At 47.6% G+C, this 23,105-nt stretch carries 13 protein-coding genes and 1 pseudogene; 13 read left to right on the forward strand and 1 reads right to left on the reverse strand.

The annotated features are described in order from the left end of the window. Nucleotides 1-369 precede the first annotated feature (369 nt). The 12 genes from DW947_RS06505 to DW947_RS06560 all read left to right on the forward strand — a co-directional run bounded on the left by DW947_RS06505 (nt 370) and on the right by DW947_RS06560 (nt 20,446). A complete protein-coding gene (locus DW947_RS06505; protein ID WP_005832753.1) occupies nt 370-3,927 on the forward strand; it encodes a TonB-dependent receptor in 3,558 nt (1,185 codons plus the stop codon). Between the two features lie 18 nt (nt 3,928-3,945). Beyond that, nucleotides 3,946-5,316, forward strand: a complete 1,371-nt coding sequence (locus DW947_RS06510) for a RagB/SusD family nutrient uptake outer membrane protein (RefSeq protein WP_057089558.1) — start codon at nt 3,946-3,948, stop codon at nt 5,314-5,316. Nucleotides 5,317-5,339: 23 nt separating this feature from the next. Beyond that, nucleotides 5,340-6,236 carry a glycerophosphodiester phosphodiesterase family protein gene (locus DW947_RS06515; RefSeq protein ID WP_005832750.1) on the forward strand — a complete coding sequence of 299 codons (897 nt, stop codon included), beginning with the start codon at nt 5,340-5,342 and terminating at the stop codon, nt 6,234-6,236. 190 nt (nt 6,237-6,426) lie between these two features. After that, a complete protein-coding gene (locus tag DW947_RS06520; RefSeq protein ID WP_005832748.1) occupies nt 6,427-7,779 on the forward strand; it encodes an MFS transporter in 1,353 nt (450 codons plus the stop codon). Nucleotides 7,780-8,187: 408 nt separating this feature from the next. After that, nucleotides 8,188-8,784, forward strand: coding sequence for an RNA polymerase sigma-70 factor (locus DW947_RS06525; RefSeq protein ID WP_034523224.1), 597 nt, complete (start codon nt 8,188-8,190; stop codon nt 8,782-8,784). Nucleotides 8,785-8,846: 62 nt separating this feature from the next. Further along, nucleotides 8,847-9,761, forward strand: a complete 915-nt coding sequence (locus DW947_RS06530) for a FecR family protein (RefSeq protein WP_118930887.1) — start codon at nt 8,847-8,849, stop codon at nt 9,759-9,761. Nucleotides 9,762-9,847: 86 nt separating this feature from the next. Continuing rightward, nucleotides 9,848-13,135, forward strand: coding sequence for a TonB-dependent receptor (locus DW947_RS06535; RefSeq protein ID WP_005832743.1), 3,288 nt, complete (start codon nt 9,848-9,850; stop codon nt 13,133-13,135). Between the two features lie 33 nt (nt 13,136-13,168). Further along, nucleotides 13,169-14,629, forward strand: a complete 1,461-nt coding sequence (locus tag DW947_RS06540) for a RagB/SusD family nutrient uptake outer membrane protein (protein ID WP_081027331.1) — start codon at nt 13,169-13,171, stop codon at nt 14,627-14,629. Nucleotides 14,630-14,654: 25 nt separating this feature from the next. Beyond that, the gene (locus tag DW947_RS06545; protein ID WP_057089556.1) at nt 14,655-15,704 is read left to right on the forward strand and encodes a hypothetical protein; all 1,050 of its coding nucleotides are present in this window, start codon (nt 14,655-14,657) and stop codon (nt 15,702-15,704) included. A gap of 5 nt (nt 15,705-15,709) precedes the next feature. Beyond that, nucleotides 15,710-17,440 carry a DUF4091 domain-containing protein gene (locus DW947_RS06550; RefSeq protein ID WP_057281731.1) on the forward strand — a complete coding sequence of 577 codons (1,731 nt, stop codon included), beginning with the start codon at nt 15,710-15,712 and terminating at the stop codon, nt 17,438-17,440. Nucleotides 17,441-17,452: 12 nt separating this feature from the next. Continuing rightward, nucleotides 17,453-19,525, forward strand: coding sequence for a family 20 glycosylhydrolase (locus tag DW947_RS06555; protein WP_057281732.1), 2,073 nt, complete (start codon nt 17,453-17,455; stop codon nt 19,523-19,525). A 258-nt stretch (nt 19,526-19,783) separates the two neighbouring features. Beyond that, entirely contained in the window at nt 19,784-20,446 is a 663-nt protein-coding gene (locus DW947_RS06560; protein WP_005832731.1) for a DUF2490 domain-containing protein, read from the forward strand. 21 nt (nt 20,447-20,467) lie between these two features. Here the strand turns inward: DW947_RS06560 and DW947_RS06565 are convergent, their stop codons facing one another. Further along, nucleotides 20,468-21,571 carry a DUF4421 domain-containing protein gene (locus DW947_RS06565; protein ID WP_005832729.1) on the reverse strand — a complete coding sequence of 368 codons (1,104 nt, stop codon included), beginning with the start codon at nt 21,569-21,571 and terminating at the stop codon, nt 20,468-20,470. 325 nt (nt 21,572-21,896) lie between these two features. Here DW947_RS06565 and DW947_RS06570 point away from each other — a divergent pair. Further along, nucleotides 21,897-23,051: pseudogene (locus DW947_RS06570) on the forward strand (site-specific integrase); the annotation flags it as partial. Nucleotides 23,052-23,105 lie beyond the last annotated feature (54 nt).

Here is a 23,105-nt window from a genome sequence, read left to right on the forward strand (position 1 = left end):
TATTTCGACACACCCTCAATTGAGATAGTACTGCTAATCACTTAGGTTCCTTTCTTATCAAATATGAATATAATTCAATCACTGCTTCGCATAAATAGTGAAAATATCTTAATGAGACCCCTGCTTCTTCGGGCGACTGTGTACTATATATAAGCGAATCGCCAGAGTGTTAACCTTTATCATTAATAAAATTAAGTATGAAACCACCAACTTGAGCTACACAAAAAAATAGGAGCTGTCTCTAAGAGAAGCCCCTATTCCGGTAATCCGGACGGATATTCATTCGTTTCGACCCGTGTGAATAACGTATCGCGCATTACACATCTTTGTTTTTAATAATTTATTTCAATTACTAAAACGCACAAATTTATGAATAATCTTCCTAATACTGAAAGGAAATGTAGAAATGTAGATTCATTTTTAGCTTTTTTACTGTTCGTATGCTTGTTGTTTACAGCCCCATACGTGCGGGCACAAGAGACAAGAAGCATTACACTGAATGTTCAGAATGAAACGGTAGAGAATGTGTTCAACCAACTGGGCGTGCAGACTGGTTTGAAATTCTTCTATGACCAAGAAATAGTCAATGCAGCTCCACGCATCTCCATCCATGTTTCCAACGCTTCTTTGCAAGAGGTCTTGGAGCAGATTACCTCGCAAGCAAAATTATATTTCAATAGGGACAACAATACAATATCCGTAGGCAATCAGAAAAGTGGAGAGCTTATTGAGAAAGTGAGGACAAAGACAATCAACGGAAAAGTGGTAGACCCAAACGGGGAGCCGATTATCGGTGCCAGTGTATTGGTAAAGGGCACTGCCAATGGAGTGATTACCGATCTTGACGGAAATTATAGCCTGGCCGATGTACCCGGGAATGCGATGCTCGCCTTTTCATATATCGGCTATCAGACGGTAGAGATAAAAGCGGGCGGCAAAGGCCTGGACAGAATCGTCTTGATGGAAGACAACGAGTTGCTGGACGAAGTAGTGGTTGTGGGATATGGTGTGCAGAAGAAGCGCGACGTGACTACTGCCATTGCCAGCCTTCGTGCCAGTGATATGAAAGGCCAACCGGTTACTTCCATGGCCGAGGCGATGGTGGGCAAGATGCCGGGTGTGCAGGTGTCTCAGTCGACGGGTGCTCCGGGCTCTTCCTTGCAGATTAAGGTACGCGGAACGGGCACTATTACGGCAGGAACCTCTCCGCTCTATGTTGTGGACGGTGTGCCTCTTGCCCAGGAGCAGCTGAATACGTTCAATATGAACGATGTAGAGTCCATCGAGGTGCTGAAAGATGCTTCTTCGGCTGCCATCTACGGTTCGCGTGGTTCGAACGGTGTGGTACTGATTACTACCAAGAGAGGGCAGGAAGGGCGTGCTACAGTTTCCTATAACGGATACTATGGCTGGCAGACGGTTTCAAAGAAGATAGACATGCTGAATGCCTACGAGTATGCCGATTTGGTGAACGATGCACGCAACAATACGTATACCGACAAGATGGAGTCCATCAACCGTAAGCTCATAGCGCAGAATAAGAATCCTTTGTCTTTTGACATCTCGGACAGCAATGCCATCCGTCTGCAAAATACAAGCAATGATTATAATACAATTGTTCCCGTTGAAATCTTGCCATACCTGAGAGGTGAAAAAGGACTGGTAGACACGGACTGGCAGGACGAAATCTTCCGTACGGCAGGCATGCAGAGCCATTCGGTTTCTGTCTCAGGCGGCAGCCCGAAGATAAGATATTATGCGTCTGTAGATTATTTGTCACAAGAAGGTGTCATTATCAACAGTGACTTTACGCGCTACAGCTCGCGCTTCAACCTCGATGTAACCGAAGGTATTTTCAAGTTCGGCCTTTCGCTCAATCCGTCTGTAACGATAGAGAATGCGGTTAATTCTGACGGCGCTTACAATTCGGGCGGTGGCGGTATCATTGCTTCGGCGCTGCACAGTGCTCCTATATTTCCGGTTTATAATCCCGACGGTTCATTTTGCTTCTCTCAGAATGCCTGGAGTCCCAATACACAGACAGTACTCGAAAACGGTTCCATAAAGAAAGGTAACAGCCAGACGCAAGTATGGAATCCCGTAGCATTAGCCATGTTGCAGAAGGACGAAACGAAGGCATCCCGTGTTTTTGGCAATATTTACGGAGAAGTGGCTTTTATGCCCGAATTGAAGTATCGGGCCAATTTCGGTGTGGATATTTACAGTAGCTCGCAAGATACGTTCCGTCCGTCCACTATCCCCATTTCCAATACGGAGGGAAATCCGGAGTCGGTGCCCGAAGCAACGGCGAAGACTGCCAAGATGTACAACTGGCTGTTTGAGCAAACGATGAGCTATAATAAGGAAATCCACGGGCATTCTCTTTCTGCACTGGTAGGCTGGACCATGCAATACCAACGAGACGAAAGTACTTATGCTTTTGCCAACGGATTCATTACGAACAGCGTGCCCACTCTCAATGCAGGTACCGTTACCCGCGGCAATTCGCATGCTTCCGAATGGGCCTTGCTTTCAGGACTTGCCAGAATTCAGTATAACTATAAAGGCAAGTACATGCTTACAGGAGCAATCCGTGCCGACGGTGCTTCCCGTTTTGGCAAACAGAACCGTTGGGGATGGTTTCCGTCGGTATCTGCCGGATGGCGTCTGACGGAAGAGCAATTTATGAAGTCGCTGACTTTCATCGACGACTTGAAACTTCGCGCCAGCTACGGTCTGACGGGTAACTTCCGTATTCCCAACTATGGTGCACAAGGCGAAGTTGCCTATTATAGTTATGTGTTGGGCGGAAGCAATGCCGAAGTAATAAAGGGTGCGGCCCCCAAGAGCATGCCCAATCCCGAACTGCATTGGGAAAAGACAGCGCAGGTGAATGTAGGTTTCGATGCGTCGCTGTTCAGTAACCGTTTGACTTTGGGGCTGGATTTATATAACAGTAACACGTATGACTTGTTGCTCAATGTCCCCGTACCCATGACAACCGGTTACAACACTCGCCTCGAGAACATCGGCAAGGTGAACAACAAAGGTGTGGAATTCAATATCGCCACCAATCAGAAGATGGGCGATTTCAACTGGAGTGTTTACTTCAATATCTCGAAGAACATCAACGAAGTGAAAGAACTTGGACCGGGCAATGCCGATATTATTTCTTCCGGTTCGGTGAGCAATGCCTATTTCATAACCCGCGTGGGTGAGGCCATCGGAAGCTATTATCTTCCAGTGGTAGAAGGTGTCTATAAGAATCAGGCCGAAGTGGATGCAGCTTTGCACTACAAGGATTCTCCCACCAACTACGGACTGGCCGACACGAAGCCGGGCGACTTCAAGTTCAAGGACGTCAATGGAGACGGGATACTTGATATTTCGGATACCGACCGCGCCATCGTGGGCAACTATATGCCCGACTTTACTTATGGCTTCGGTGCTACACTGGCTTGGAAAGGCATTGACTTCGGCATTGTGTTTCAAGGTGTGCAGGGCAATGAAATCCTGAACTTGTCTCGCCGGTATTTCTATAACCACGAAGGGAATATGAATAACTACAAAGGAGCTTTGAACCGCTGGAAGTCGGAAGACAATCCTGGTAGTGGAATGAATGTACGTGCCAACCGCGTCAGTAAGGGGCAGAACGGCACCACCTCTACATGGCACGTGGAAGACGGGTCTTACCTGCGCATCAAGAATATTTCGTTGGGATATACCTTGCCCGAAAACTGGCTCAAAAAGGTGTATCTGAAGTCGGCGCGCGTATACTGTTCCATCCAAAATCCGTTTACCTTTACCAACTATGAAGGCTATAATCCGGAAGTTTCAAATCGCAGTGCCGCTACTACCAATGGCGAAGACTATGGTGTATACCCGTTGGCAAGAACCACTTCGATAGGTGTTAATCTTACGTTTTAATCTTAAAAAGACAGTAATATGAAAAAAGTAATAATGTTTGTTCTTACAGCAATGGTTCTTTCAAGCTGTAGTGATTTTATAGACTTGAAACCTATTGATTTTCCTACGGAGGAAACCTTTTATAAGGATGTGAAGGGTTTGGAAGGAGCCGTTATAGGTATCTATGATGAGTTGCAATCCAGCGACCAGTATGGAGCGAAGTTCATGACTTTGATGGAAGTACGTGGTGACAATGTGAAGAATGACAATTCCGGTGCCAGTGGCGGCATCACTTATCAGATAGAAGTTTTCACGGAAACTCCGGCAAACTCCAACTTGTCGGGGGCATGGCTTTCGTTGTACAAGACTATTTATCGTTGCAACCTGGTGTTGCAGAATGTGGAAGAAGTGCCGATGTCCGACGAACAGCGCTCTCGCATTGCCGGACAAGCTTCGTTTATACGTGCTCTTTGTTACTTTAACCTGGTTCGCTTGTGGGGCGAGGTGCCCATCATTACAAAAACGCAGACCGTGGCCGAAGCGCGTAACAACAAGCGTGCTCCCATTGATGAAGTCTATGGGCAGATAATCAGCGACTTGGCTGTAGCCAAAGGTTTACCCGCGGTTTGGCCCGAATCGGAAAGAGGCCGTGCCACTTCGTATGCGGCGCATGCATTGCTGGCAAAGGTTTATTTATATAGGAAGAACTATCAGGAAGTGGTCAATGAACTTGCTCCGGTGGTAGCAGCCATTCATGCCGGAAAAGACTTGATGCTGGTGCCCATGCCGCAAACTTTTCCCAACGACTTGAAGACGAGCAAGGACATTATTTTTGCCGTTCAATATCTGAAAGGTGGAGTAGGCGAGTCGGTACATCAGAACAACCGCTATCGTAACAATGACAATGGCAATATCATCTCATTGGAGCAAGCGGAGTTTGAAAGCGACAAGGATAACCGTAAGGCCCTGGTAGAACCTACGGGCAGCGGACAGCGTCCGGGCAAGTTCAATGCTCCGGCAACGAACAATGAGACCAGTGCCGACTTTCCGGTAATGCGTTGTGCCGAAGTGATGCTGATGTATGCCGAAGCTGCCAATGAGCTTGCCGCTGTTCCTACACAAGATGCTTTGGATGCTCTGAATGCCGTACGCACAAATGCAGGTCTTGAAGGGAAAACATTGGCCGAACTGTCCACAAAAACACTCTTCCGCCAGGCAGTATATAAGGAACGCCGTTTGGAGCTTGCTCTGGAGTGCGACCGTTGGTTCGACATTGTTCGCACCGGACAAATGGCTGCCATATTTCCCGGTATTGATGCTTATCGGCAGCTCTATCCGGTTCCTCAAACCGAAATAGAGAATGTCAATGACAAAGCCGGTTGGCAGAACGAAGGCTATGCATTGGAATGATTGAATTTATAATCCATGAAATGATGAAAAAGATATATTTATTGCTGTTTGCTGTTTTGGCAGTATTGCAGCTTTCGGCTCAAGACCGAGTGACGCAGATTCGTGAAAAACTGATGAATCGCGACCAGAGTTCAGTAATTGTGGTAGCCCATCGCGGCGACTGGCGCAATTTTCCGGAAAACTCTTTAGAGGCAATAGACAATGCCGTTAGAATGGGTGTGGATATTGTGGAACTGGATGTAAAGAAGACAAAGGATGGTGAACTGATACTGATGCACGACCGGGCACTGGACCGCACAACCACCGGCAAGGGGCTGGTTTCGGAAGCCACTCTCGACTACATACGTGGGTTGAAGTTGAAAAACGGCTGCAACATACGTACCATCCACAAAGTTCCTACTTTGGAAGAGGCCTTGCTGCATGCCAAAGGCAAGATAATGATAAATCTGGACCAGGCCGACCTCTATTTCGACCAGATTTATGAGCTGATGAAGAAGACCGGAACCACCAAGCAGATTATAATGAAAGGGCGCAAAACAGCAGCCGAAGTCAAGAAACAATTCGGCGATTATCTGAATGACGTAATCTATATGCCCATTGTCGACCTCGACAAGCCGGGGGCCGAGGAACAGATAGAGACGTTTGTCAAGGAGATGTCTCCCGTAGCTTTTGAACTGCTGTATGTAAAGGACTCCAACCCGCTTCCCAAGAAGCTGGCAACGACTTTAGCCGACCGCTCCCTTATCTGGTACAACACTTTGTGGGATACGATGGCAGGCGGACACGACGATGACATGTCTTTGCAAAACCCCGATGAGGGCTATGGCTATTTGATTGACACATTGGGATGCCGCATCCTACAGACTGACCGTCCGGCTTATTTGCTGGAGTATCTGAGAACGAAAAAAATGCACGAATAAAGCAATTTGGTTCACTATCCGTTCGAGTTCCGCAAGCTTGGTTGCAAAGGCTCTGGCATAATACAAATTTATATTCAGTAATCTCTGTCATTCAGCGGAGTGTAGCGACGGAATATCTCCTTTCCTCGCTATACATCCGCCGGATGGTTGCGATTGAGCTTGCGAAACTTAAATCCAATAACAAAATACAATGTTGAAACATCTTATAAATTTCTACAAGGTTTCTTCCGATAAACCTTGTACCGACCTTTCTGTGTCCGCCTGTCAACGGCGCTTGAAGCGGCTGCAATGGTCTACTTTTCTTGCGGCAACGCTTGGCTACGGCATGTATTATGTATGCCGTCTCAGCTTGAATGTAGTGAAGAAACCGATAGTGGAGGAAGGTATTTTCTCCGAAACAGAACTGGGTATTATCGGTTCCGTACTTTTCTTCACTTATGCCATAGGTAAGTTTACAAACGGTTTCCTGGCCGACCGCAGCAACATCAACCGTTTCATGACTACCGGACTCTTGGTCACGGCATTGGTGAACCTTTGTCTCGGCTTTGTCCATTCATTCATCTTGTTTGCCATCCTTTGGGGCATCAGTGGCTGGTTCCAGTCGATGGGGGCCGCTTCTTGCGTGGTAGGCTTGTCACGCTGGTTCACCGACAAACAGCGCGGTTCTTTCTACGGCTTCTGGAGTGCGAGCCACAACATCGGCGAGGCGATGACATTTATCATCATTGCCTCCATTGTCAGTGCTTTCGGCTGGCGGTATGGTTTCTTTGGAGCAGGACTTGTGGGGCTGGCAGGTGCATTGATTGCCTGGCGTTTCTTCCACGATACACCGCAAAGCAAAGGGTTGCCCATTGTCAATATGCCTAAGGCGAAGAAAAAAATGAGTGTGTTGGAAAGCGAGGAATTCAGCCGTGCGCAGAAAGCCGTACTTCGCAATCCTGCCATCTGGATATTGGCACTCAGTAGTGCTTTTATGTATATCAGCCGTTATGCGGTGAACAGTTGGGGCGTATTCTATCTGGAAGCGCAGAAGGGCTATTCTACACTGGATGCCAGTTTCATCATTTCCATCAGTTCGGTCTGTGGCATTGTGGGTACGATGTTTTCCGGTGTCATTTCGGACAAGCTGTTCGGCGGCCGCCGTAATGTGCCCGCCCTTATCTTCGGACTGATGAATGTGGTTGCACTCTGCTTGTTCCTGCTGGTTCCCGGTGTTCATTTCTGGGTGGACGCTTTGGCCATGATACTTTTCGGCCTTGGCATCGGTGTGCTGATTTGCTTTCTCGGAGGGCTGATGGCTGTAGATATTGCTCCGCGCAATGCTTCGGGCGCAGCATTGGGCGTTGTAGGTATAGCCAGCTATATAGGTGCAGGATTGCAAGACGTAATGAGCGGCGTGCTGATAGAAGGGAACAAGCAGTTGGTGGATGGCGTGGAGGTGTACGACTTTACCTACATCAACTGGTTCTGGATAGGGGCGGCATTGCTATCTACATTGCTGGCTTTGTTTGTGTGGAATGCGCGGAATGAAGAAGAAGCATAGCACATTGCCAAAGCAGCTTAATTCTATCCTTACATCGGCAAATGAATAGAATAAGGGGAGTTTGCAACTAAAATTCGAGGCATCATAGCGATGCCTCTTTTATGGGATTTGATTTGCTGTACTTCCCAAATGCTCCTGGCTATAATTCTCATAGTTTGTGTATTTAGGGCAAACTTAGATAACAAATGTGTTTTGGAAAACAAACATCCTTTTGATTTTCAGAATGTGGAGTTGTCTTTCATTTAAAAACACTCAAAAAGTATGAAGTTCCTGCCGCACCAAAATCACTTTGAATTCTTTTTTCACATAATATTTCCTTTTATCTGCCTTTATTTGCGAAAATATTGATAATATTGCCATCTCTTTATGTCCGTAAAGGATATGCTTTTGTTGCAAAAATCTAAGGATATGGTCGATTCTACAGATGAAAAACGCTTATTGGCCGAATTGGGTGCAGGCTCTTTCCAGGCATTCGAGAAGCTCTATCACAGATATAGCGGTAAGCTGTATAACTTCATCATGCGTATTTCCGCGGGCAACCGGTATATGGCTGAAGAAGTGGTGCAGTCCACCTTTATCCGTATATGGGAGGTACGCGGAACAGTAGACCCGGAATCATCATTCATATCTTTCCTCTGCACCATTGCCAAGAATCTGCTGATGAATATGTACCAAAGGCAGACTGTAGAGTTTGTCTATAACGAGTATCTGATGAAAAGCGGCGTAGACCGTGATTTCCGGACGGAAGAAGGCATCGACTTGCACTTTCTGCATGAGTACATAGACTCATTGGCAGACAAGCTTCCCGAACAACGCAAAAAGATATTCATCCTGAGCAAAAGGCAGCATTACACCAATAAGGAGATAGCAGAACAATTGGGAATATCCGAGAGCACGGTTGCCACGCAGTTGTCTCTTGCCGTAAAATTCATGCGCACGCAGTTAATGCAGAATTACGACGCTGTTCTTGCCCTTTTATTTGTATTCTTTGTTAATGAAGTGTAAATGTGACAAGGGCTTTTGGATAATAAGCGGGATGAAAGTGTATACTTTTAAATAACAAAAAGATGGATAAGGCACAGTATAGAAAACTAATGGATTGGATGAAGAACGATCGCCACCTGCAAAACTGGTGGGAGGGAGAGTTTGTCAAATCGGATGCAGAGATTGATGTTGCATTGCGCAACAAGATGTTTGTCCGTATCAAGGAAGAGACGGTTGGCAAGTCACGGTCTGCGCGGGTTGTCCGTATGAATATTCTGAGATGGGCTGCCATGATTTGTCTGCCCGTTTGCCTCGCTTTCTTCACTTATTACCTGATAGACATGTCTCAAGCACCCGGAATGCCTTTCGTTGTGAAAGCTGGTAAGGGCGACAAGGCAAGGATTGAGTTGCCGGATGGAACGAACGTTGTTCTGAATTCAGCGTCCCAATTGAGCTACCTCAATGATTTTGGTAAAAAGAATCGGTGTGTGCAACTCAATGGAGAGGCATTCTTTAAGGTTGCTCATGATGAAAGCCGTACGTTCATAGTGCAAGCCGGCAACCTGGAAGTGAAAGTGCATGGCACGTCTTTCAATGTTTCGGCTTACGAAGACGACGAGGACATCGTTGTTGTGTTGCAAGAAGGTAAAGTAGGGGTGTACGCCCAAGGAATGTCGCACACCATGATTCCCGGCGACAAGCTGGAATACAATAAGCTTACCCAAAAGCTGACTACCACAAAAGTGAATTCCGAAGATTACATTGAGTGGATAAAGGGAAATCTGTATTTCGACAAAGAATCGTTGAAGAATATCATGAACACTCTTTCGCGCATTTATAATGTAGAGATACGCTTTGAGTCGGATAAGCTTTTGAACGAACGTTTCACCGGAACCATCCCCGGCAATGGCATCCGGAGTGCTTTGAACATGCTGATGCTTACTGCCGATTTTACGTATGAAATGGACGGCTCTGTCATCGTAATAAAAAGCAAATAGGTTAACGGGAGTTAAAATCGCAAGGCGGCTTGGACGAAGACATAGGGGTGGCTGTATACTTATCAAACCTATAAAAGTTTTGATGTATGAAACACAAGTTAGCCTTTTTAAGACTCTTCCGCTCCTTTGTCGGGAGAAGTGGTAATCGGAACGCAGTGCGGACTGTCTGTCTGGCATTGTTTCTAAGTATTTCCTTTAGTGCTTATTCCCAAATCACAATCAGCTTCAAGGAGCAGCCGTTGAGGTCTGCCCTGAAGCAGATAGAGCAGGTGAGTGCCTATAAGTTCTTTTACAATGAGAGCCTGCCGGATTTGGACCGGAAAGTATCGTTGAATGTGCAGGATGCAACGATTGACCAGACTATGCGGCAGCTTCTGGCAAAGACGGCTCTTTCGTATAAGCAGGAGCAGGGGAATGTAATTGCTCTGATTCGCAAGCCTGCGCAAAACGCTTCATCTGCAAAGAAAATAACCGGTATTGTTGTAGATGCCAATGGTGAACCTATTATCGGTGCTACTGTTATGGTGAAAGGTGCTTCCAACGGAGGAATTACCGATGTGGATGGTGTATATTCTCTTATGGATGTGCCCGGAGATGCCATGATTTCAATTTCCTATGTCGGATATAAGACCGTAGATATTAAAGTGACGGATAAATCGCTGGCAAGAGTAATCTTGAAAGAGGATACGGAAATGCTTGATGAGGTGGTTGTTGTGGGCTATGGTGTACAGAAGAAGAGCGATATAACCGGTTCCGTATCTTCCGTGAAATCAGAAGAATTGCTCTCTGCTCCCAATACAAGTACAGCGCAGGCTCTTCAGGGACGCGTATCGGGTGTTGTAGTACAAAACACCAGTGGTGACCCTGCTGGTGCTGTCTCTATCCGTATTCGCGGCTCAAACTCTCTGACCTACGGTAACGACCCTTTGGTGATTATCGATGGCGTACAAGACGGAAACATCGGCAGCTTGAATCCTAACCAGATTCAATCCATAGAGGTTCTGAAAGATGCAGCGGCCTTGTCAGTATACGGCTCTAAAGGTGCCAATGGTGTCATTCTTGTAACAACCAAGAACGGTACAGCCGGCAAGGCACGCATCTCTTATAACGGATTTGTTTCATTTGACCAGGTAAGGAAGAAGTTACCTTCTCTGAATGCGACAGACTATGCAACTTTGCTGAATGAAGCGAGAATTGAAAACGGGCAAAATCCGATTTTTATGCAGGATGAGATTGCCGCTTTAGGAGAAGGAACCAATTGGCAGAATGAAATATTCAGAGAAGCCATATCCCACACGCACAACGTCAGTGTGAGTGGTGGAAAAGAAGGCATATCCTATTTTCTGGCAGGGGGATATGTCGACAAGCAAGGGGTTGTCTTGAATACGGATTTCAGGGAATATACTTTCCGCTCAAATTTTAAGATACAAGCCAACAAGCGTTTGAGCTTTATACTGAACACCTTTGCTTCCTATAACAAATCACAGAAAGGTGAATATGAACAAGCTATCAGTTCGGCATTGCAATGGTCGCCCACCAAGAAGGTTTATGATTCCGAAAGCGAAGGCGGCTATACGCAGCCGGGCGGTGTAGGGCCTACTTCGTTCAATCCGGTAGGATATGCCAAGGAGTTTGTAAATGATAACTCTGCTTCCGTGTTTAATGTTGCTGTCACGGGTGAATATAAGTTTTGGGATTTCCTGAAATTTTCGACCTTGTTTTCATACAAGACCAATAGCCGGACTTCAGGCTATTTCGACAATCAGGTAGTGAACAACGGTCCGACTACGGAAGTAAGCGGAAGCAAAACGCAGTCTAATTATATTGCATTGCAAAGTACCTCAATCCTTACTTTCGACAAATCTTTCGGTAAGCACAATGTGCAGGCAACCGGTGTTTACGAAATGCTGAAAGATAGCTATGATGGCACGACAGCATCAGCCAAAGGCATCCCCGTGGGATTGGGATACAATGGAATACAGTTTGGTTCTATCTTGCAGCAGCCTTGGGCGGAAACTTCCAAAACAACCATGCAGTCGTTCATGGGACGCGTCAATTACAGTTATCAGAAGCGGTATATGTTGTCGGCTTCCGTTCGTTACGACGGTGCCAGCCAATTGGCCGAAGGGCATAAATACGACGGTTTCACAGCCTTTTCCGTAGGATGGAATTTGATGGAAGAGGCTTTTATGGAGAGATTCCGTCATGTTGTCCCCGAATTCAAGTTAAGGGCCAGCTACGGAACGGTGGGCAATGCGGCTGTTCCGTCGTTTGCCTCCCAGTTGAAGTTTACTCCCGGCTTGGATGCCAACAACAATCCTACCCTTGCCATTTCCCAGTTGAGTAATGAAAACCTGAAGTGGGAACGTACGAATGAGCTGAATGTAGGTATCGACAGCCGTTGGTGGGGCGGCAGGCTGAGTTTTTCTGCCGAGTATTACAAGAAGAAGACAACCGATTTGTTGATGTGGCAGAAGGTGCCCACGGCATTGGGAGTAGAATCTATCCTGACAAATGTAGGCGCGGTATCCAATCGGGGTTTTGACTTGACATTCGGTGGTATTCCCGTATCGACAAAAAACTTCAAATGGGATATAAACTATACGGTGAACTATAATAAGAACAAAATTCTGGAACTGGATGGCCTTTCCGATATGATGATTTACACCAGCAATGCCGACTTTCCCGGATTGGTAGGCTCTTACGTGCAGATGGTAGGACAGCCGATGGGTACATTCCTGGGCTACACCTTTGCCGGAGTGTGGAAACAGAATGAAGCGACTACGGCAGCCTTGTATGGTGCTAAGCCGGGAGATGCCAAATATGCAGATCTCAACAGGGATGGAAAAATAGATAAAGAAGACATCGGTATCATAGGCAATGCGCAACCCACATGGAGCTTTGGCTTCAACAATACATTTACCATTTACGATTTCGACTTGAACATCTTCTGGCAGGGAGTAGCGGGTAATGATGTTTATAATCAGAACCGTGTGCGCCGTGAAGTCTATTCTTCGGATGCTTTTCCTACCAATCCGGTTATAAAAGAGCATTGGACACAGGAGAACGAAACGGACATCCCGTCATTTTCGGGGACAGAATATGTCAACTCTTCCCGTTGGGTTGAAAAAGGTGCTTATCTGCGGTTGAAGAATATCACTTTGGGCTATCGTCTGCCCCGGCAACTGTTGTCGAAGATTGGATTCAATGCTGCCCGCATTTATGTAAGTGCCAACAACCTTTGGACGATAACGAACTATACCGGATATGACCCCGAGGCCAGTATGGGAACCGACGCTACGGCTGCCGGGGTAGACCGCGGCATCTATCCCTCGGCAAAGAGCTTCTTGGTGGGTTTGGATATTACATTTTAACTGATAAATTAAGGATATATTATGAAAATAAAGATGAATATAAAAAGAATGGTAGTGGGATTGATGACCGTTAGCATCTGTTGCGGATGTGCCGATTTATCGGAAGATTTGACCGGACAGCCCACATCTGACAAGTTCTTTAAGACAATTGTCGATTTCAACAGTTATATTTCCGGAGCTTATACCCCCCTTGTCAAGCTCTATGGAGAAGATGCACCCTACGTTGCGTGTGCCGGTGCTGAAGATGTATGTACCCCGGTAGTCAGATGGAAAGGATTCGAGCAGGTTAACATTAACACAGTAGGCAATCCGGAAGAAGTGACGGATATTTTATGGAACAATTGTTATTCGAGCATCAGTGCATGTAATACTACGATAGAACTGGTTGCACAGAATACGAATCTCACGGCAGAGGAGTTGAGCCCCATTGACGGCGAAGCCAAATTCCTCCGTGCTTTCGGCTATTTCCAGTTGGTCCGCTGGTTTGGTGAGGTTCCTTTACTGACGGAGGCCAATCAGAAGAATGCGTCGGTGGAACCGCAGGCTGCCATAGCTGATATTTATAAACAGATTGTTGTGGATTTGCAGTCGGCGGAAACGACGCTGCCTTCGAAGCGGGAAGACCGTACCCGTCCCACAAGCTGGACGGCAAAGTCCTTGCTGGCAAAGGTATATCTCACTATGGCAGGCTTCCCGTTGAACGACACTTCATGCTATGCGCTGGCACGTGATAAGGCTGGAGAAGTCATCAATGAGAAAGTTTATTCGTTGGAGAGACATTTCTTCGACTTGTGGCTGTATGATAACAGACAGACTAATTCCGAATTTATTTTCACCCTTTATGGCAATTCCATCAGCAGGACGGGCGGTTATCAATTCCGTGCCACTCGTCCCGATGCCAATGGTGAAGGAGGTTGGGCCGACTGGACAAGCGACAGCCGCTTCTTTGATATGTTTCCTAAAGGAGATGGCAGCCGTGTGAAAGGTACTTTTTATCTGACCATGATAGACGGAACCCCGTGGGAGCAGACAAACACGGCTCAGCCCTACGTAGGGAAACTGCGCGATGCCGGTCCTGCAAGCGGCGGATATTACAATGCGCCCATCGGGAGCGGGCAGAATGCGGATGGCTTTTACTGCATGTTGCGTTATTCTGATATATTGCTTATATATGCCGAGGCTGCCAATCTTGCAGAAGGAAGCCCTTCGCAAAAGGCTTATGATGCACTGAATGAAGTTCGCAGAAGGGCAGGCTTGCCCGAACTTTCCGGCTTGACGGCGAAACAGTTTGATGACGCGGTTCTTGACGAGCGAAATTGGGAGCTGGCGTTTGAATGTAACCGCTGGTTCGACCTCTGCCGCCGTTATCTGTTGAAAGAGAAATTGTCTCCTTGGTATCCGGAATCAACGATAGACGACCATAACTATCTGCTGCCGAAACCGAATGACCAGTTAATGATTATGACCGGAGTAAAGCAGAACCCCGGATATTGACAATAACCTTAAAAAAACGAACAAGATGAAAAAGAATATATTTTTGTTTTGGGTACTTTTAAGTACCTTGGTTGGTGGAGTGTCTTGCAGCAGCGAAGAACTGCCTGCCAATCCCACGATAGTGTCTCCGGTATCTTCTCTGGTGTTGTCGGTCGAGGGTATGGACTATGTGGCGGTGCCCAGGTTGAAGGAAGACAAGACGCTGGATAATGTATTGACCCTTGAGGTCAGAAAGGCTTCGACAAAGGCCGTTGTGAAATCAATCGTTCTTGCAGATGCCTCGGCTGAGGCTAACGTTGCCGTAGGTGACGAGGTGACTTTTACCGGCAACAGATGGGAGCTTGTCTTGAAACGCGGCATGGAAACCGGAAGCTATTTTGTTGAGATGGTCTACAATGAACCGCCGTTTATGTACTTCGTCAAAACCGGAGACTATGGACCGGAAGGAGAAAGATATTATGTCAATCCGGACAAATCGCAAAAGATTGCTTCCATCAACTATGATACCAAGTTTGAGGGATATATTGATTTGACCGGAACGAATTGGGATAATATCGGTCTTGTTGCTTCGGATTTGTCTTCCTACTACGACTTCTCCGGTGGAGCCGACGGTTCAAGCTGCTCGTTCGAGATGGTGAAGAAAGAGTCTGCCGGTGGAAATGTTTTTGCTTGCGATGGTCCTTGGGGAAACTGGACTTCCAATAACGGAACCCCCGAAATTACTTCTCCGGGCGTATGGAAGATTAATTTCGATGCGGCGACTCAGGTGATGACGCTGCTCCACACGCAATGGGCGGTTACAGGCTCTGCCATCAGTTCCTTGAAGGCTATGACCTATTCTTCGGAAACGCGTCTCTGGAGCCTGGATACGGATTTGTCGCCAGGAACGCTGAAGTTTACCACCATTGCTGTCGGTTATGGCGACCCGATAATTGTATATGGAGCGTCCGAAGGACTTTCCAAACTGTCGGAAGAGGGTACGGACATAGAAATCGGGACGGCTGGGAATTATACGATTACACTGAATTTGAGTCAGCCGCCGTATTATGACTATTCAATCAAGAAAAACGGATGACACTTATGAAAAAAATTACATTATTATTGTCTTCTTTGTTCTTTTTCTCCCTTGGAACGAGTGCTTGTTCGGACGAGGCGCCATCCGGAAACACTGAAAAACCGGAACTGCCGGTCAATCCCGAGCCGCCCGTTACCCCTTCGGAGACTTTGAAAGGCTCGTTTGAAAGTAAGTTTGTGAGATATGCTAAAGGACAGAAGTTCACCGGGCAGGAGGATGATAGGCTGGTGACTACGGTATGGAAAGACACCGTATGGCAGAATGAGCGCGTGCATAAGCAGATTGTGCTTTGGACGGAATCAAAACGGTATGATGACTTGACGTACGAAATCGGCGACCTGCTGTCCGGCGGCAACCGTATTGCTTCTTCCAATCTGCATTTGCGTTTTCCATCCTATGTGTTGGGAGATGAAAAGGCTCTTGTTTGCAATGAATACCGCACGCATACTTCGGTACAGATTGCGGATAAGTTGTCCGAAGAGGCAGTCAGAACAGTGACTGCTTCGGAACCGGTAAAACTTTGGCTGACTGCCGACATTCCTGCGGGCACCGCGCCTGGAGAGTACGAAGGCACGGTCACCGTAAAATCGGGTGGTGAGGTGCAACTGACGTTCACGGTAAGGTTGCTGGTTGTCAATCATGCCTTGCCTCCGGTGAGCGAATGGGCTTTCCATTTGGATTTATGGCAGTTCCCTTTCCAGCTGTCCGGCTTGTGTGCTGATAATGGGCAAAAAGTTACTCCTTTTTCGAGTGAGTATTTCACTCTGGTGAAACCATTCTATCAGTTGCTGGCTGATGCCGGACAAAAGGTTATCACTGCCTATATCAAGGACGGCGCTTTCAACAAAGGTCAAACCATGGTTAAGTGGCATGAGGCTGCTGATGGGAAATGGAGCTTCGACTATACCGGTTTCGACAAGTTTGTCGCTCAGATGATGTCGTGGGGGATTGGCAGACAAATCAGTTGTTTTTCTCTGGTGGGATGGAACACTTCCATCGGATATACCGATGCTTCGGGCGAAGCCCGGACGTTGAAGCTGACAGTGGGGAGTGACGAATACCGGACTGTTTGGAATGAGTTTCTGGATTCCTTTGAGCGTCATCTTAAAACGAAGGGTTGGTTTGAAAAGACTGTTCTTTATATGGACGAAATCAGGGAAGATGAAATGCGGCAGGTGGTATCTTTCATAAAGCAGCACAATCCGGATTGGAAAATAGGACTTGCCGGTAGTGCCGTCTCCTCCGATGTGGAGAGTGCTTTTTATGACTACAGCACCATTTTGGGATATGACCGCACATCGACGAATGCTGTTGCCACTTTCTATACCAGTTGCGCGCAGAGCATCCCCAATGCCTATGTAAGTCTGGATAACAATCCGGCAGAGATGGTGTGGGTGGCTTGGTATGCCAAAGCCAAAGGATTGAACGGATTCTTGAGATGGGCTTACGATTATTGGACCAAGGCCGACCCGCAGGATGTGAGGGATGGAAATAACACGGCGGGGGATTTCAGCCTGATTTATCGCAGTGACAACTCTTTGTCTTCAGTCCCCTTGTCGAGCATTCGTCTTGAATTGCTTCGCGAAGGTATACAGGATTATGAAAAAATGCGCATCCTCTCCACCAATCTGATGAATCCCGTTGTGCAGAAGTTTACGTTGACTTCGGGAAGATTCGCAGGGGAAATAGTGACGGAAGCACAAGGTATGTTGAAAAAGATTTCTGCTGAATATTAAAAAAGGATGATTATGATTAAACTTGAAAAAATATTTGTATTGCTCTTTTTGCTGGGATTGTCAGTAAGGATGAGTGCTGTCGGTCTGGATAAACGATTTCAGATACTGCCTCTGCCGCAGCAGATGGAAATTCAGAAAGGGAAAGGCATAAGTGCCGGTGAACTCTCTTTTGTCACCATGAAAGGGGAAGGAGAAATCCCGGTTCTGGGAAATATGCTGGATGCGCTTCCGCGATATGCGGTGAAAGGGGTAAAAGGCGTGACACTCTCGATGACCGAAAAGGATGTGCCCGTATCTCCCGAAGGGTATGTATTGGAAGTCTCTTCCAAAGGAATTGCCATCCGTGCCCGTTCTCAGGCCGGACTGTTTTATGGTTGCCAGACCTTGGAGCAGCTGATGGAAGACAGCCGACAGTTTTCATTGGAGATACCGGCGATGAAAATTACGGATTATCCGGCTATAGCCTATCGCGCCGTACATCTGGATACAAAACATCATCTGGACCGGACGGAATACTATTATCGCATGATTGACAAACTGGCAAGGTATAAAGTGAATGCCGTGATATGGGAGCTGGAGGACAAGCTGCGCTATACCCGTCGTCCCGAAGTGGGTGCGCCAAACGCCATCGGCAAGCAGGAAATGCAAGCCATCTGCCGCTATGCCGAAGAACGGAACATCAACATCAGCCCTCTGGTGCAAGGGTTGGGACACGCCAGTTTCATCTTGAAGCACCACTGGGAGCTGCGCGAGAGTGAAAAGAGTGATTGGGAATTCTGTCCTTCCAATCCCCGCACATACGAAGTTCTGTTCGACCTCTATCGGGATGCTATGGAAGCGATGCCACAAAGCAAATACCTCCATATAGGCGGCGATGAAATATCGGCCATCGGCATTGATGAGCGTTGTAAGGCAACCGGCAAAACGGCTTTTCAGTTGCAGATGGAGTGGCTTAAAAAGGTATGCGATTTTGCGGTGGCACACGGGCGGACTCCTATATTCTGGGACGATATGCCGTTGAAATATGCCAATCTGTGGTGGCTTCTGCACCGCAATGTGCCGGACGATGAAGTCATGAAGAACTGGAATACGGCGGAATTGGATAAAGCGATAGATATGTTTCCCAAGAACTGCATCTACATGCGCTGGCATTACGAAGACCCTACCATTCTGCCACATCGGATGCTGCTTAATTGGTATCATAAGAAAGGTCTGAAGGTGATGGGAGCTACTTCCGCGTCTACCGGGGAAACTCCGTTTATACCGCGTAATAATTCCAGGGTACAGTATATCAAGGATTTTTGCGCTTTGGTTGCCGAAAATCAGTTGGAGGGAATTTTGACCACGGCATGGGATGACGGCTCGGCCCATCTGGAAACTGTTATGCGCGGTTTCATAGCGCAAGGGGAGTATGGCTGGCATCCCGGCGGGAGGACGATAGAAGATTTCATCACAGCGCATGCCCGGCGTGAGTTTGGTTTGCAACGGAAACAGATGGATTTTCTGGCAGAGATGGAGAAAGCCGCCTTTTTCTTTGACGGAGCGCTGGTTGTTTCCGGTTCGAGGAATCCGGCTTGGGGAGTGACCGAGGCTTTTACCTTGATAGAACTGCCTGATGCCGGGGCGCCGGGAAAGTGGAGCAGGAAGTACGAGAATAGATTGGATTCTGCCCGTATTGAAGCCGCGCGCTATGAAAGAATAACCAAAGGATTGCAGGACGCAGAATCCCATGCTTTGCGCAATCGTTATACATTGGATATTTATGAGCAGACCGGACGTTTGCTGAACTATCCGGTACGGTTATTGATGGCTTTGGAAAACTATGATAAAGCGAACGGAGAGGATGAGCGTGCGGCAAGTCTGAGGCAGATTAAAAAGGTGTGTTCTTATTTTAAGGAGATGCGTGCGGAGCTTGAATCTGTATATTCGCAAACCCGCTTCATGAGCAATCCCGAGGGGTATATTGCCGACCAGAATCACCACCGCCATCTTGCTGCAATGACCAATAACAGCGATTGGCTGTATCTTTATGAACTTCCGATGGTGGAAAAAATAGAGTCGTGGATGAAGACTTTGGATGAATAGAGAAACTGATTAACCTTAGACTAAGTCTCGTGGTCTGTCGGATACAGACCGGAAAGTTTTCAATAGGTATTGTTGTTCCGGGAAAATGCGCTTTGCTGATTCCCGGAACTTTTGTATGGATGAACGGAGAAACTTTATATCTCGGTTTCTGTTTTTAAGTATTATTGAAGTATCGGAAATGTGCAGACAAGATTTGTAGTATTACAGAATTGTTACAGAATTTATCCTTACCTTTGGCGCTTTAACAAAAAACGGCTTATGGTAAGTAATATATCTTCGTGCACGAAAGCACTCGTTTTGCTGATTTCGTTGCTGGGTGTTTCGTCTTTTTCCCTGCGGGCGCAGGAGAAGGATTTTGCCACTTGGGCGAATGTCGGTTTCGAATATAAGTTGAAGCCGGCATTTACTGTTTCCGGTGGGCTGGAGTGGCGTACAAAGGATGATTTGGGAAAGACAGACCGGTGGGGGCTGAAGGTGGGGGGAAGCTATAAGCTGTTGCCTTTCCTGAAGCTTGGAGCCGGGTATGAGACGCATTACCGCAACCGGGGGGCGGATGGCTGGAAGTTCCGGCACCGCTACCGTTTGGAAGGCACTCTGTCTGCCCGTGTGCAAAGGGTGAAACTGTCTTTGCGTGAGCGCTTTCAGCATACGTTCGATGGGCATAGGGATGAGTTCCGCTTGCGTTCGCGTGCGAAGTTTGCCTATGACATTCCGAAGTGCAAGCTGGAGCCGTATGCTTCGGTCGAGATGTATAATGGTCTGAACAGGACCGAGCATTTCGGGGTGAAACGGATGCGTTATCGCGGGGGAATCACGTTGCCTCTGTCCGGGCGCTGGGAGGCGGACCTCTTTTATTGCAGGCAGTGGGAGCAGGATAAGCGGAAGAATATAGTAGGGGTGGAGTGTGCTTACAGCTTCTGAGAGGGGTGAAGTCCGGTTATCCTATTTCTTACTTTTCCGGTGTTCCTTTTTCAGATAGAAGTTGAATCCGGCGTATACTTGGAGGATGCCGAACCCGTTGTTCAGGGAGAAACTGTTCTTGTAGTAGTCGTATGTCCTGCCTACGAATGAGGTACCCACGAAGTATTTGCTGTTGTTGTATACCACGCCTGCACGCAGGATGAAGTCGATATTGAAGTTCTTGTACCAGTCGTCCGCTTCCCGTTCTTCGGTCTTCTCTATGCGCGATGTCTTGTAGGCGACCGCCGGATTGAACGACAGGCAGGCGAGACAGTTGCGGGCAAACACCCAATTGTAGGCATAGCCGACGTTGAGGCTGATGTTCGTGTATTTGATGTGCTTCACCTTCATGCCCGGATTCATGTTTTCCTGAATGATTTGGGGCAGCTTGGTATAGTCGAAGTCCAGATTGTGGGTGGATACGGAGAATCCAGCAATGAAAGAACCTGCATTGCGGCGCTGGTTGGTGGACTGGCTGAAGGCGGCCGGATAGGAGAAACGCCGGTTGTTGAAAATGTAATACAGATTCAATCCCTTCATCTTTACTTTCAATCCGTTGAAGTCTTCGGAATAATTGGAGGGAATCTCGTCGGAAAAGCCGGATACCTTGTGTATCTTGTAGTCGTTTCCGGTGCTACGGTAGAAAATGTCCACTCCCAGTTTGGAACTGTAAAGGCTGAGGTCAAACTCCGTGCCGCGCTTTTTCTTGCTTTTCTTTCCGTAGAGCCAGTCCGTGTCGACAGCCCATCCCAGGAATATCCACCGCCATCCAAAGTAGGCGCCTATCTTGTTGTGCGGATTGGGCGAGAAACGGAGCCGCTGGCCGTCATTGCTCACGGAGTAGTATTCGTAATTGGTGAAATGGTCGAGCATCAGGGCGTAATTGTACCGGTTGGGACTGATATAGGTAGTGTCGAAGTCGCTGAAGTTGAGGAATTTCTTCAATGCTTTTCTGAAGGTATTTTTATATACGATGCTGTCGCATGCGACAGAACCGTTCTCCTTGTTTTGCGCAAACAATGAGAATGTAAATAATATCCATAAGCAGAAAAAGGCCCCTCTTTGCATCTTGTTGTTCTCTCTCATTTATACAAAGCTAAATAAAATAACCGGTTTTTGAACAGTATCCCGCTAATTTTTCTCTGAAAAATCGGCATAAGGCGCAAAGAAAAGCAAAGTTCTACATAAATAAATGCAGGTCAGCATCTTGTATGCAGGGCGGGTTGAAGCAGGCTTCGGCATAAAAAGCCTGAAAACACCCCTTTCGGACAAAGTTCGGCTACTAAACAGCTACCGGTTCCGAAACGGGGTATATGCGGCATAACGAGTTCTGTTTCATCGCTTTGCCTTGTTTTGCATAGCTCTTGGTAAGAAATAAGTAACTACCTTTAGAAACGAAAATTTTAGAGTTATGGAAACAAAGAGAAGTACGTTTGCGACCTCGTTCTACATCAAGAGATCCGCAGTGAGAAACCGGGACGGGAAAGCCCCCATCATGGTGAAAATCTCCGTTGACGGGGATGACAAGGCGGTGGGAACCAAGCTGTTTGTCACTCCCGACCTCTGGGAGAACGGCAAGGCGAAAGGCAAGTCCGCCGAGGCAAACGAGATAAACGGGCAACTGAAGGAGGTCTCCGCCCGGCTCACCAACCACTACCACCGCATCCTCCGGGAAGAGGATTTCGTCACCGCCGAGAAATTGCGCAACGCCTTCCTCGGTGTCGGCGTGATGGAGAACTGCATCCTCAAAGACTTCGGGAACATGAACCGGGAGTTTGAGGCGATGGTCGAGAAAGGGCAGCGAGCCAAGTCCACCTACAACAAGTATCTGGCTGTTTACAACCATTTCAAGACCTTCCTTTGGGAGAAGAAGAAGCGCACCGACATGGCTTACAAGGAGCTGACCAAGGAGATCATCACCGATTTCGACAAGTACCTGCGGGTGGAGAAGGGATTGAGCGCCAACACCCTCTGGATATACACCATGCCCCTGCTCAGCCTGACCGACAAGGCGTGGCGGCGTGGAATCGTCCGCACCGACCCCTTCGGCGAGTACAGCCTTGAGATGCAGGAGACCGACCGGGGCTATCTCACGGAAGAGGAGCTGCGCACCTTGGCTAACGCCGTGTTCGTCAAGAAACAGACCAGCCTCGTGCGGGACATGTTCCTCTTCGGGTGTTTCACCGGGCTTAGCTACATTGACATAAAGACGCTCACCCATGACAAGATACAGCGCATGGACTTCGACGGCGAGGAATGGATCATCACCCGGCGCACCAAGACCCGTGTGTCGAGCAACGTCCCCCTTATGGAGATTGCCAAGGAGCTGATAGAACGTTACAAAGGGCTTGCCGGAGGCGACCTCGTGTTTCCCATGCCCAGCAACAGCGTGTGCAACAGGCACCTCAAACAGATAGCCAAAGCCTGCGGCATCCACAAGGAGATCGGCTTCCACCTAAGCCGCCACACCTTCGCCACGACCATCTATCTCTGCAACGGCGGCACCATCGAGGCGCTCTCCAAGATACTCGGGCACAAGCACATTTCCACGACCCAGATCTACGCCGGTGCGCCCAGAATGGTCGCTTAATAAATACTTCTTTAGCAAGAAGTTAGGATT

Source organism: Bacteroides sp. AM44-19 (genome assembly GCF_003603395.1).
Classification (GTDB): Bacteria; Bacteroidota; Bacteroidia; order Bacteroidales; family Bacteroidaceae; genus Bacteroides; species Bacteroides uniformis.